Raw genomic sequence first — 13,756 nt, 5'->3', positions numbered from 1 at the left:
AGAAATAAAATATAATCTAAACAAACCAGACAAGATTAAAAGGATTTTAGCCTCTCGAGTCGAAAATGAAAAGATAGCTTTAATAAGGAAGCCGTTGAGGGGGGAAAGAATGAAAAAGCTAAATGAAAAAAGAATATTAAGCAGAAGAGAATCAAAAAAAGCTATGGAAACCTGTGAAAGGGTTGCTGTCTTAATAACAGAGATTCTATCAAAAAACAAGCTGGAGCAGGGGGGAAGGGAACAGGTTTACGACATGTTTTATCAGCATTTGGGTAATCTGGAGTACTTTGTCATGATGGATTCCTCTGGCTTGGCCCTATGCCATACCAACCGTCTGAGGGAGGGAATTGTCTTTGACGACGAGGTGGCGAAAAAAGAGATTGCCTCTCAGGAATCAATTTTGCAGGTATACCATCGAAATACGGGGGAAATTCTGGTTGATGCAGCCTGCCCGATCTTTATCAAGGGACGGAAGGAATATACCCTTCGGGCCGGTCTGGTAATTCAGCAAAAGCGATTATGGCTCAAAAATTTTGGTATTCAGGTGGTGCCCTTAATCGGTGCTCTGGCCATCACCAGTCTAGTAAAGGAAACTAATCTGGCTATTTCCTTGGGACTACTGGGGGGCCTTGTACTGGCATCCATAACAGCCTACTTTACTGCCTTAAGTCAAAAACATCAATATGTTGCCCTACAGCGGGGAATGCAGAGCCTGGCCCAGGGGAACCTTACCTACTATCAGGAAGCAAAGAACAGAGATGAGCTGGGGCAGCTAACCTTTGAAATCAATAAGCTGGCCTTGGGCTTGAAGACACTAATGGGGGATTTTTCCCATATTACCGAAAGGGTCACCAAGGCCGCCATAGAGCAGGAGGCTGCCACCGATGAAGTTAGTAAGGGAACTGAAAACATAGCGGCCACCATTGAAGAGGTGACGGCGGGCTCCCAGGAGCAGGCTTCGTCGGTTCAGCAGGTGGCTCAGTTTATGAAGCAAATAATTGTAAATATTAGGGAAATGGAAAAGCAGATTAACCAAACCCTTCAATCCTCGCAAAATGGAATGAGGCAAATGCAGAAAGGAAACGAAGCCATTGAGGTCTCTATGGGGCAAATGAAAAAAATAGATCAGACCTTTAAAAGCTCTGCCCTGGTGATTGAAGATTTAGCCGATAAATCTGATCAAATCGGGAATATTATTAATACCATTACAGCAATTGCCGAGCAGACAAATTTGCTGGCCCTAAATGCCGCCATTGAGGCTGCCCGGGCAGGAGACCACGGAAAGGGCTTTGCCGTCGTGGCCGATGAGGTTAGAAAGCTGGCTGAAGATTCAAACCAAGCCGCCGGAGAAATTATGAACATCATTACCGAGACCCAGGCAAAAACCAGGGAGGCGGTGGAGGCTATCCATCAAGGGAGTCAGGAGGTTGAATTGGGCAACAGGGTGATCAACCAAACCGGTACCACCATAAAGGCCGTCTCCAGGGTATTGCAGGATACAACTGATCAGATGCAAAGCAACAAAAGGCTGGCAGAGGAGCTGATGAAATCAGGAGAAATTTTGGAGGAGGATACGGAAAGAATCAGTGAAATTTCCCAGGCCACCTCCCTGGCAATGCAGGATATTTCAGCCACCATTCAACAGCAAACGGTAATGGCTGAGCAAATTTCCAACAGTGCATCGCAATTGACTGCCGTTTCAGAGGAACTAAGGACCTGGATTCAACGCTTTAAGCTCAATTAGTTCCTGATACTGTTGAATTGACAGAAAAATGGAACAAAATTCTACAGCTATCGTCTATTAAATAAGGAGGTGCTTAGGAGATGAAAAAATTCACTATATTAATGATAATCCTGGCATTGACATTATTGGCGGGCTGTGGAGGCAAACCGGAGAATCCCAGCATTAGGGGAGAAATCACCAGTATGAGCCGAGATTATTTGGATGCTCGAATCCGGGGAACCATCCTGGTGGAGGGAGAGTCGTCAACGGATACCGGCTATGATTGGGCCAGCATCAGACTGACCCGTGATACTATTGTATTGAATGAAAACAATAAAAGAATTGAAATAGAGGATATTAAAGAGGGGCAGCAGGTGGCAGTCTGGTTTACGGGGGCTGTGGCAGAATCCTATCCCGTACAGGCAACCGCCGCCAGAGTTAAAATAATTTCCGACAAATAAATAAAATTATATACTTGACAATTCCATAGAAAAAATAGTAAGATACTTAGAAATCATGATTTAAATATGCTAAAGAATGAAATGCAGTGAAGGGAACCAGTAAATTTGTCTAAGGGAATAGAGAGCCGGCGGTTGGTGAAAGCCGGACCTAAGGCTGATTGAATCCATCCCAGAGCAGATAGGGAAAGAACCTATTCCGGCTTGAGCCGTTATCTCAATTGAGTTTATCAACCTTTGATAAAGAAACAAGGTGGCACCGCGTAATCAATTCCGCCCTTGGCTAATAATAGCTAAGGGCGGTTTTTATTTATAATATTAGCTTTATCAATTTAAAGCAGCATTACGAGAAAGTAAGGGGGAGTTAACATGAAAATACTGGTGGCAGAAAAAATATCAGAAAAGGGGATTGATAAGCTGGTAGAGCTGGGGGGAACAGTAGATGTTCAGTTTAATTTAGATCGAGAGAAGCTGTTGGAAATCATTTCTGATTATGATGCCATTGTAGTGAGAAGTGTAACCAAAATTAATGAGGAATTCTACGAAAGGGCCAAAAACCTCAAGGTAGTGGGCCGAGCCGGAAATGGAATTGATAATATTGACCTGCCCGGGGCCACCAAAAGAGGAATTATTATAGTGAATACACCAGATGCCAACTCCGTTTCGGCAGCGGAGCTAACCATCGGATTAATGCTGGCCGCCGCCAGAAAAATTCCTGCGGCAGACCGTTTATTGAAGCAGAAGAAATGGGACAGAAGCGGCTTCAAGGGGGTGGAGCTGAATGGTAAAACCGTTGGGATTGTAGGATTGGGTAGGATTGGTTCCCTGGTGGCCCAACGGCTAAGGGGCTTTGACATGAGGTTGATTGCTTATGACCCCTACATTACTGATGAACGCTTTGAACGCCTGGGGGTAGAAAAGAAGGAGACCTTGAAGGAGCTTGTAATGGAATCGGATTTCATTACGGTCCATACCCCCAAAACCGAGGAGACCAACGGTATGATCGGGGAGGAACAATTTAAAATTGCCAAGCCCGGGTTAAGGGTAGTCAATTGTGCCAGGGGAGGAATTATTGAGGAAGCAGCCCTGGCCAAGGCCTTGAAGGAGGGAACCGTAGCGGCGGCAGGAATAGATGTACTGGTGGGGGAACCCAACACCACCTCTCCCCTTCTGGATTTAGAAAATACCGTTATGACCCCCCACATAGGGGCAGATACCCTGGAGGCCCAGAATAACGTGGGAATTACCATTGCCCAGGAGGTCATTCATGCCCTAAAGGGAGAAATGGTACCTAATGCGGTGAATTTACCCACCCTGCAGCACCATCAGCTGAATCAGCTAAAGCCCTATATGGGACTGGGGGAAATTTTGGGGAAGCTCTATCATCAAATAGAAAGGGAGGCTGTAGAAGGAATAGAAATCATCTATCAGGGTGAGGTGGCAAGGCTGGAAACCGAAATGATTACCCTGGCAGTGCTGAAGGGGTTGATGGAGCCCATTTTAAAGGAGCGAATCAACTATGTAAATGCCAGTCAAATGGCAGTCATGAGGGGGATTCAGGTGATCTCAAGCAAAACTAATGAGGCTGAGCATTTGCTCAATCTCATTCAGCTGAAAATTTCTACCAAAAACAATTTATATACCTATTCCGGCACCATATTTGGCAAGGGAGAAGCCAGAATTGTTGAAGTCAATGGCTTTAGCTTTGATGTAACCCCCAGCCCCTTCATGCTGGTGGCAGAAAATCTTGATCAGCCGGGGATGATTGGAAAAATAGGAACTATGCTGGGCAAAAACCAAATTAACATCGCCACCATGCAGGTAAGCCGAAACCTGAAGGGAAAAAAGGCCATGATGGTGTTGACCATTGACTCCGAGGCCAGCAGGGAAGACCTTCGGTTAATTGAGCAGGTGGAGGGAATTACAAGGGTTAGCTTTGTAAAGCTGTAAAGGAGGGATATAACATGAAAAACTACCATATAGCCGTCATACCTGGGGACGGAATCGGAGCTGAGGTAACAGCGGAGGGGCTGAAGCTATTAAAGGTCTATGCTGAATTAAAGGGAGACATCTCCTTTTCATTTGAAACCTTTCCCTGGGGCTGCGAATACTATTTACACCATGGACAAATGATGGAGGAACAGGGGTTGGCAATATTAAAGGAATTCGATGGAATTTTACTGGGGGCCGTGGGCTTTCCCGGCGTACCTGATCATATTTCTCTCCATGGCCTGTTAATCAAAATACGCCAGGGCTTCAATCAATATATTAACCTGCGGCCTATCAAGCTGCTGCCGGGGGCTCCCTGCCCATTAAAAAACAAGGGACCAGCCGATATTGATTTTGTCGTAATCAGAGAAAACGTAGAGGGGGAATATTCAGGCGTGGGGGGAATCCGTTTCCCTGGCCGCCCTGAGGAAATCGCCCTGCAAACCTCGGTCTTTACAAGAAAAAATACGGAAAAGGTAATGGAATACGCCTTTAAGCTGGCCCGACAACGGAATAAAAAGCTTACCAGCGTGACCAAATCCAATGCCCTTAATTATAGCATGGTGTTCTGGGACCAAATCTTCAGCGAGGTTGGCGACCAATATCCTGACATTAAAACCGAATCAACCCATGTCGATGCCGTTTCCATGTACTTTGTACAGAAGCCGGAGGCATATGATGTGCTGGTGGCATCAAACCTGTTTGGGGATATTATTACAGACCTGGGAGCCGCCCTTCAGGGGGGCCTGGGCTTTGCCGCCAGTGCCAATCTTAACCCTGAAGGGGAATTCCCCTCTATGTTTGAGCCTGTCCATGGCTCTGCCCCTGATCTGGCTGGAAAGGGGCTGGCTAATCCCATTGCCATGCTATGGACGGTGAAGCTCATGCTGGATCATTTATTAAAAACAGATACATCAGAAATTTTACAGGCCATAGAAGCCACCCTTTTAGAGGGTAAGACCCTAACTCCAGACCTGGGAGGCAGCGCCACTACAGCCCAGGTGGGTGATGAGGTTATCGAAAAGCTAAGGAGCATAATGGGAGCATAGTCAATATAAGAATAAATACTAGTCGAAATGTATAAAGATTCAGTTGACAATGCCCTACACCTGTGCTAAGATTATGGAGAATGTGAGTCTACCTTTAATTTGGTCCAGAGAGGCCAGAAAGGAATGAGTGCAGATGAAACGGCCATGCCTATTTTTGAGCTGTCAATTTTTACAATCTAAATTTAATTATTTTAAATATTACAGAGCAATGGAAGGGAAATTTGATTAATTTCCTTACTATTGCTCTTTTTGTTATGCCTCCATTCCTTTAGACCACATTGCCACAGGAGGGAGAAGATAAGATGAAAAAAATACTCATTAAAAATGGGCGAATCATTGATCCCGCCAGTCAAATTGATGAAGTAAAGGATTTGTACATTGAGGGGAAGCACATTAAAGCCATGGGAGATTCCCTTACCCTGGAGGCTGATGAAATTATTGATGCTACAGGCTATTGGGTGGTGCCGGGGTTAATTGATGTTCATGTACACCTGAGGGAGCCGGGCTTTACCCATAAGGAGACAATCCTGTCAGGGGGCCTAAGTGCGGCGGCGGGGGGCTTTACCACCATCTGCTGCATGCCCAATACCAACCCCGTTATTGATAGTCCCCAGGTGGTAAAGGAAATTCAGGAAAAGGCCCAAAGGGCCCCAGTGAAAATTTTGCCCATTGCCAGCATCACCAAGGGGCAATTGGGGGAGGAACTGGTGGGTTATGGTGCACTGGTACCCCTGGGTATTTGCGGCTTAAGTGAAGACGGCAAAACCGTTATGAACAGCAGCCTGATGAAAAGGGCCCTGGAAAGGGCAAAGGAATATAACCTGCCGGTCATGGCCCACTGTGAGGATCATTACCTGGCGGCTGGGGGTGTAATGAACGAAGGGGCATTGGCCAGGGCCCTGGGGCTTCGGGGAATTCCCCCCGAGGCAGAGGATGTCATCACCTGCCGGGATACCCACCTGGCCCTTCATGCAGGGGCAAGGCTTCATCTTTGTCATATCAGCACCAGGGGAGCTGTGGGTCTTTTAAGGGGGGCGAAGCAGTTAAGCAGCCTCATTACAGGAGAGGTAACCCCCCATCACTTTACCTTGACTGAAGAGGCTGTAAGGGGGCTGGACCCCAATACTAAAGTGAACCCGCCCCTTAGGAGTCAGGCAGATGTGAAGGAGATTTTAAAGGCTTTACAGGATGGCACCATTGAAATAATTGCCACTGACCATGCCCCCCACCATCCCAATGAAAAGGCCCAGGGCTTTGAAAAGGCCCCCTTTGGTATTGTAGGCCTGGAAACAGCATTGGCCCTCGGTATTACAGAGCTGGTTGAAAGGGGAATATTGACCCCCATGGCACTAATTGAAAAGATGAGTACCAATCCCGCCAGGCTTTTGAACATAGCAGGGGGCACCTTGAAAGCTGGTAGTCCTGCTGATATAACCCTGATTGATCCCAGGGCAGAATATGAAATCGACAGCAGCCGGTTTTATTCCAAGGCCAGAAACACCCCCTTCCAGGGAAGAAGGGTTAGGGGAAGGGTATGCTATACCCTGGTGGACGGCAGCATTGTATTTCAAAATACTGGCCTTCGGGCTTGATCAGAAAAATAAGGAGGCTTAAAAAATGATTGATCAGCTGATAGAAAGAATTGAAGCAACCCAAAATCCTTCTGTGGTGGGGTTAGACCCAAGGCTCAGTATGATCCCAGCTCCCATTCGCCGGGAGGCCTATGAAAAATACGGTAAAACCCCCCAGGGGGCAGCAGCGGCCTTTTATCAATTTAACAGGACAATCATAGACCATATCTACGATGTGGTACCGGCAGTAAAGCCTCAAATTGCCATGTATGAGCAATATGGGGCCCCGGGCCTTGAGGCCTATATTAAAACCCTTCAATATGCCAGGGAGCGGGGAATGATCGTGATCGGCGATATAAAAAGGGGTGACATTGCCTCCACTGCCCAGGCCTATTCCGACGGTCATATCGGCAGGGTTCAAATTGAAGACACCGACCACGAGGTCTATGGTACCCATTTAATCACCTTAAACCCTTACCTGGGCTTTGATGCCATAGAGCCCTTTTTGGCAGACTGTAAAGAGTTTAATCGGGGCCTGTTCATTCTGGTGAAGACCTCCAACCCCAATAGCGGTCAAATACAAAATCTTGATGTAGGAGGCAAAAAGCTCTACCAGGTGGTGGGTGACCTGGTAAGGGAATGGGGAAGCCAGCTTATGGGAAACCGTGGCTATAGCCAGGTTGGTGCAGTGGTGGGGGCCACCCATCCGGCTGAAGCGGCGGCCCTAAGGGCCCAAATGCCCAATAACTACTTTTTAGTGCCGGGCTATGGAGCCCAGGGGGCCAAGGCGAAGGACCTCAGGGGATGCTTCAACAGCGATGGCCTGGGGGCCATTGTCAACTCCTCAAGGGGTATTATTGCAGCCCATACCACCGAGGCCAGCAAAAGGCGATTTAAAGAAACAGACTTTGCCCTGGCCGCCAGGGAAGCAGCTTTGCAAATGAAGGCAGATTTACAACGGGTGATGAATCAATCAAGATAAAGAAATGACAGCGTGAAAAATAGATGAGGTGAAAAGATGAAGGCAAAGCTAATATTAGAAAATGGTGCGTTCTTTCAGGGGCAGGCCTTTGGATACATGAAGGAGGCCGTAGGGGAAGTGGTTTTTAATACAGGTATGACGGGCTATCAGGAAATATTGACAGACCCCTCCTACACAGGTCAGATTATCACCATGACCTATCCCCTCATAGGCAACTACGGCGTTAATTTAGAAGATCGTGAGTCAGCCGCCCCCAAGGCAAGGGGGCTAATTGTCAGGGAATGGGCCCAAAGGCCCAATCATTGGCGTTGTGAAATGGACCTTGACGGTTACCTGAAGCAAAACCATGTACTGGGCCTGGCCGGTATCGACACCCGGGCCCTGACAAAGCTTTTGAGGAACCATGGCACCATGAAGGGAATCATTACCCTGAGGGATTTAGCCCCCTCTCAGGTGCAAAATAAATTTGAGAACCTTCAAAATTATCATGCCGTAGAGCAGGTTACCGCCCCGAAGGCCTATGAGCTGGAGGGTACGGGAAAGCGGGTCGGGGTACTGGATTTTGGCGTAAAGGCCAACATCCTGCGGTCACTTCAGGCCAGAAATTGTCATGTTACCGTTTATCCAGCCTTTACTGCTCCAGAGGAAATACTGGAGGGTAACCACGACGGTATTCTTCTTTCCAACGGGCCCGGGGACCCAAAGGACCTTCCCAGGATTTTAGACACGATTCAAAAACTAATCCAACACCAGAAGCCAATATTCGGAATCTGCCTCGGGCATCAGCTTTTGGCCCTAGCCCTGGGAGCCGATACCCATAGGCTGAAATTCGGCCATCGGGGCTGTAATCATCCTGTAAAGGACCTAACGACCCAGCGGGTTCACATCACCTCCCAAAACCATGGCTATGTGGTCAGGAAGGAAAGCCTGCCCCGGGAGGCTTCCATTACCCATATCAATTTAAACGACGGTACCGTTGAGGGAATCCAGCATCAGCACCTGCCCCTTTTCAGTGTACAGTTCCATCCCGAGGCCTCCCCCGGGCCCATGGAAAACGACTATTTATTTGACCGATTTATGAAGCTGATGGAGGTGAAGCACCATGCCTAAAAAAGAAGAAATAAAAAAGGTACTGGTTATTGGTTCAGGCCCCATTATTATAGGTCAGGCGGCAGAGTTTGACTATGCCGGAACCCAGGCCTGCCAGGCCTTGAAGGCAGAGGGCCTGGAGGTGGTTTTAATCAACAGCAACCCCGCCACCATCATGACTGATAAGGAAATTGCAGATAAAATCTATATCGAACCCTTAACGGTGGAAGTGATCGAAAAGGTCATTAAAAGGGAACGACCCGACAGCCTCCTGGCTGGGATGGGAGGCCAAACGGCCTTAAATCTGGCGGTGGAGCTGAGTGACCTTGGCATTTTAGAGAAATATGGTGTCAATATGATCGGTACCCCCATTTCGGCCATTAAGGAAGGGGAAGACCGGGAGAAATTCCAAAGGCTAATGGCCCGTATCAATCAGCCGGTCATACAGGGGAAAATTGTCACCAGCTTGGCAGAAGGGATTAGCTTTGCAGCAGAGATCGGCTACCCGGTGGTGGTCAGGCCCGCCTATACCTTGGGAGGAACCGGGGGCGGTATCGCTGAGGAGGAAGGAACCCTAAAAGTAATTTTGGCCCAGGGCCTACAGCTTAGCCGGGTAGGACAGGTACTGATAGAAAAATGTATTAAGGGCTGGAAGGAGATCGAGTACGAGGTCATGCGTGACCATTATGGCAACTGTATCACCGTATGCAATATGGAAAACATCGACCCGGTGGGGGTCCATACGGGGGACAGCATTGTGGTGGCCCCCTCCCAAACCCTAACCGATAAGGAATACCAAATGCTAAGGAAGGCCGCCATGGATATTATCAACGCCATTCAAATAGAAGGGGGCTGTAATGTTCAATTTGCCCTCCACCCCAGGAGCCTGGAATATGCAGTTATTGAAATCAACCCCAGGGTGAGCCGCTCCTCGGCCCTGGCCTCTAAGGTAACGGGCTACCCAATTGCCAAGGTAGCAGCTAAAATTGCCCTGGGCTATGGCTTAGATGAAATCATCAATGACGTAACGGGGAAAACCACCGCTTGCTTTGAGCCGACGCTGGACTATGTGGTGGTAAAGCTGCCTAAATGGCCCTTTGAAAAGTTCACAGGAGCAACCAAAAATCTGGGTACCAAAATGATGGCTACAGGAGAAACCATGGCCATAGCCAACAGCTTTGAAGGGGCCCTGTTAAAGGCCATACGCTCCTTAGAGAATGGTCAGTATTCCCTGGATCGAAAGGCCTCCAGGGAAAGAAGCCTTGAAGATTTAAGGGCCCGGGTTCAAACCCCCGATGATGAGCGGATTTTTGACATTGCAGAAATCCTTAGAAGAAATTATCGTGTCGATAAGGTCTGTGAAATTACTGGAATGGATGTCTTCTTCATGGAAAAAATCAGGGAATTGGTCATGTTAGAGGAAGAACTCAAGGCGTTAGACATGGCAGATTTAACAAAGGAAAAGCTGCTGAGGCTTAAGCAAAAAGGCTTTTCAGACAAGGGAATTGCTCAGCTCATGGGTAGAAGCCCCCGGGAAATCTACGCCTTAAGAAATACCTATGGAATCCACGCCGTCTACAAAATGGTAGACACCTGCGGCGGTGAATTCGACGCCCAATCCCCCTACTACTATTCCACCTACGACCAGGAGGATGAGGTGGTGGTCAGTGACAGAAAAAAGGTCATGGTCATTGGCTCTGGCCCCATTAGAATTGGTCAGGGAATTGAATTTGACTACTGCGGGGTGCATAGTGTCCTGGCCCTAAGGGAAATGGGAATTGAAACCATCATCGTCAACAATAACCCCGAAACCGTCAGCACCGACTTTGACATTTCTGACAAGCTCTACTTCGAGCCCCTCACCGAGGAGGATGTACTGAATATTGTTGAAAAGGAAAGGCCCCATGGGGTGGTGCTTCAATTCGGAGGGCAAACCGCCATCAAGCTGGCGGGCTTTTTAGAGGAAATGAACATTCCCATTCTGGGAACAAAGCCTGAGCAAATTGATATCGCTGAGGATCGGGAAAAATTTGATGCCCTAATGGGAAGCCTGGGCATTGCCAGGCCCAGGGGAAGGGCCGTGTGGTCCCTGGAGACAGGCATGAAGGAGGGTGATAAAATCGGCTACCCTGTGCTGGTAAGACCCTCCTATGTGCTGGGGGGCCAGGGGATGGAAATTACCTACCGTAAAGAGGAGCTAAGGCAATACCTACAAGGCGCCTTTGAAAGGGATCATAAAAACCCCGTCTTAATTGATCGATATCTAATTGGCCGTGAACTGGAGGTTGATGCCATCTGCGATGGTGAAAGCATCTTAATTCCCGGTATTATGGAGCATTTAGAACGGGCGGGAATCCATTCCGGCGATAGCGTTACCCTGTACCCCAGTCAAAATGTATCGAAGGAGATAGCGGAGAAGATCCATGATATAACAAAAAAAGTTGCCCTGGCCCTGAAGGTGGTGGGGATGATTAATATTCAGTTTGTTGAATATGAAAATGAAGTCTACGTAATTGAGGTGAATCCAAGGTCTAGCAGAACCGTACCCTATATTAGCAAGGTGACAGGGGTACCCATCGTTAAACTGGCCACCCGGGCCATGATGGGGGAAAGGCTGTATGATATGGGCTATGGAACAGGCATATACCCTGCCCCAGATCATATTGCCGTAAAGGTGCCCGTCTTTTCAACGGAAAAGGTGCCCATGGCGGAGGTGAGCCTGGGACCCGAAATGAAGTCCACAGGCGAGGTGCTGGGGGTGGGTAAATCCTTGGAAGAGGCCGTTTATAAGGGCTTTATAGGGGCAGGAATTGAAATGCCCCAGGAAGGGGGGCAAATCCTGGTGACTATTAAGGATGACGACAAGGAGGAATTTCTCCCCATGGCCCAGGCCCTTATTAGCATGGGGTATCGGCTGCTGGCGACCACGGGAACCGCCGAATATCTAAACAGTCATCACCTTCCCGTCACCACCGTTAAGAAGATTTCTGAAGGGGTGCCCAACATTTTAGATACCATAGGAAGCGGCCTGGTGAATCTGGTCATCAATGTGCCTACAAAGGGAAAGGATAGTACAAGAGACGGCTTTAGAATCAGACGGGCGGCAGTGGAGGCCTCCGTCAAGGTATTAACCTCCCTTGATACGGTAAAGGCCCTTCTTCAAGTCAAAAAAAGAGGCCTCACCATTGATTCCCTTGAAGTCATTAACCTGGGGGTGAAGGAATGAAGCAAAAAGAGCTTGGATTTATAAAGGAAAACCGAATAATGGCTCCTGGCATTTTTGAAATGCTGATTGAAGCCCAGGGGGTAGCAGAAAAAGCCAGGCCAGGGCAATTTCTAAATCTGTACTGTGGCAGCCACCACCTGCTCTTGCCCCGACCCATCAGTATTTGTGAAATTTTTCAGGAAAGGAAGGAAATAAGGCTGATCTATGGTGTGGTGGGGAAGGGTACCAAAGCCCTTTCACAGCTGCGGCCGGGAATGACGATCAGCTTTATGGGGCCCCTGGGCAAGGGCTTTGAATTATGGAATGTTAAACGACACCTGGTGGTGGGCGGGGGAATCGGTGTTCCCCCCCTGCTGGAGCTGGTGAAGCAGCTAAGGGGAGAAGTAACGGTGGTACTGGGCTTTCGCCATGAAGGAATGTTAATCAAGGAATTTGAAGCCCTAGGGGCCAGGGTGCTGGTGGCCACCGAGGATGGCAGTCAGGGGATAAAGGGGACGGTAACAGATATACTTAGAACCATTGATTTAAGTAAAACAGAGATGGTTTATAGCTGTGGCCCCAGGGGAATGCTAAGGGCTGTGGCCCAGTGGGCCCAAGAGAAGCAAATTCCTGCCCAGCTTTCCTTTGAGGAAAGAATGGCCTGCGGTATAGGGGCCTGTCTGGTTTGCACCTGTAAAATACAACAAAGCTCCCAGGTAGATTGGGAAAATATGCGGGTTTGTAAGGATGGGCCGGTATTTTGGCGAGAAGAGGTGATTTGGGAATGAATCAGCCTGATTTAAGTATTCAGATTGCCGGGGTAGAAATGAAAAATCCCGTAATGACGGCCTCGGGAACCTTTGGCTCGGGTAGGGAATACGGAGAATATGTTGATTTAAATCGACTGGGGGCAGTAGTGGTAAAGGGAATTGCCAGTACCCCCTGGAAGGGGAATAGCGCCCCAAGGGTGGCTGAAACCTATGGAGGCATGTTAAACAGCGTCGGACTGCAAAACCCAGGGGTAAGGGCCTTTATGGAAAAGGATATTCCCTTTTTAAGACGATACGATACCAAAATCATTGTCAATGTATGCGGTAAAACCCTGGAGGAATATTGTGATGTGGTGAAAAGGCTCCAAGATGCCGATATTGACCTGCTGGAGCTGAATATATCCTGCCCCAATGTAAAGGAGGGGGGCGTTTCCTTTGGAACTGACCCCCATATGGTGGAGCTGGTCACCAGGGAAGTGAAGCGATATGCCAGGCAGCCATTGATTGTGAAACTAACCCCCAACGTTACTGATATTGTCACCATTGCCAAGGCAGCCGAGGCCGGGGGAGCCGATGGTATTTCTCTGATTAATACCCTGTTGGGAATGGCCATCGATATTCACCGCAGAAAACCCATATTGGCCAATATAGTGGGGGGCCTTTCAGGGCCAGCCATCAAGCCTGTTGCCCTTAGAATGGTTTACCAAGTAGCTAAGGCTGTTAAGCTGCCCATTATCGGAATGGGAGGGATAATGAATGCTGAAGATGCCCTGGAATTCATGATGGCAGGGGCCACAGCGGTGGCTGTGGGAACGGCTAATTTCATTAACCCCAGGGCCACAATCGATATATTAGAAGGAATAGAGGGCTATTTAAGGGAAAGTAAAGAGGAGCTGGAAGCATTAAGGGGAATCATTTAA

10 protein-coding genes and 1 other annotated feature are annotated in these 13,756 nt (G+C 48.3%); all 10 genes read left to right on the top strand.

All coding sequences use genetic code 11. The features are described from left to right. Window positions 1-109: 109 nt before the first annotated feature. Window positions 110-1,744 carry a methyl-accepting chemotaxis protein gene (locus ACYQ1I_RS03015; protein WP_459762333.1) on the top strand — a complete coding sequence of 545 codons (1,635 nt, stop codon included), beginning with the start codon at window positions 110-112 and terminating at the stop codon, window positions 1,742-1,744. An 80-nt stretch (window positions 1,745-1,824) separates the two neighbouring features. Further along, window positions 1,825-2,184, top strand: coding sequence for a DUF3221 domain-containing protein (locus tag ACYQ1I_RS03010; RefSeq protein ID WP_459762331.1), 360 nt, complete (start codon window positions 1,825-1,827; stop codon window positions 2,182-2,184). Between the two features lie 77 nt (window positions 2,185-2,261). Beyond that, window positions 2,262-2,465: a binding site (T-box leader), on the top strand. Between the two features lie 85 nt (window positions 2,466-2,550). After that, window positions 2,551-4,131: a phosphoglycerate dehydrogenase gene (gene serA / locus ACYQ1I_RS03005; protein ID WP_459762329.1), complete on the top strand. Its 1,581-nt coding sequence runs from the start codon at window positions 2,551-2,553 to the stop codon at window positions 4,129-4,131. A gap of 14 nt (window positions 4,132-4,145) precedes the next feature. Continuing rightward, window positions 4,146-5,219 carry a tartrate dehydrogenase gene (locus ACYQ1I_RS03000; protein ID WP_459762327.1) on the top strand — a complete coding sequence of 358 codons (1,074 nt, stop codon included), beginning with the start codon at window positions 4,146-4,148 and terminating at the stop codon, window positions 5,217-5,219. A 302-nt stretch (window positions 5,220-5,521) separates the two neighbouring features. Next, complete coding sequence (locus ACYQ1I_RS02995) at window positions 5,522-6,811, top strand: dihydroorotase (protein ID WP_459762325.1); 1,290 nt, start codon at window positions 5,522-5,524, stop codon at window positions 6,809-6,811. A gap of 25 nt (window positions 6,812-6,836) precedes the next feature. Then, entirely contained in the window at window positions 6,837-7,772 is a 936-nt protein-coding gene (gene pyrF, locus ACYQ1I_RS02990; protein ID WP_459762323.1) for an orotidine-5'-phosphate decarboxylase, read from the top strand. A gap of 36 nt (window positions 7,773-7,808) precedes the next feature. After that, window positions 7,809-8,882, top strand: a complete 1,074-nt coding sequence (locus tag ACYQ1I_RS02985) for a carbamoyl phosphate synthase small subunit (RefSeq protein ID WP_459762321.1) — start codon at window positions 7,809-7,811, stop codon at window positions 8,880-8,882. Continuing rightward, entirely contained in the window at window positions 8,875-12,087 is a 3,213-nt protein-coding gene (carB, locus tag ACYQ1I_RS02980) for a carbamoyl-phosphate synthase large subunit (RefSeq protein ID WP_459762319.1), read from the top strand. The genes ACYQ1I_RS02985 and carB overlap by 8 nt, the downstream gene beginning before the upstream one ends. Continuing rightward, window positions 12,084-12,854, top strand: a complete 771-nt coding sequence (locus ACYQ1I_RS02975; protein ID WP_459762317.1) for a dihydroorotate dehydrogenase electron transfer subunit — start codon at window positions 12,084-12,086, stop codon at window positions 12,852-12,854. Before carB ends, ACYQ1I_RS02975 begins: the two co-directional genes overlap by 4 nt. Continuing rightward, window positions 12,851-13,756 carry a dihydroorotate dehydrogenase gene (locus ACYQ1I_RS02970; RefSeq protein ID WP_459765282.1) on the top strand — a complete coding sequence of 302 codons (906 nt, stop codon included), beginning with the start codon at window positions 12,851-12,853 and terminating at the stop codon, window positions 13,754-13,756. Before ACYQ1I_RS02975 ends, ACYQ1I_RS02970 begins: the two co-directional genes overlap by 4 nt.

The organism is Alkaliphilus crotonatoxidans (assembly GCF_054658015.1).
This window is presented reverse-complemented; position numbering and strand designations above follow the sequence as displayed.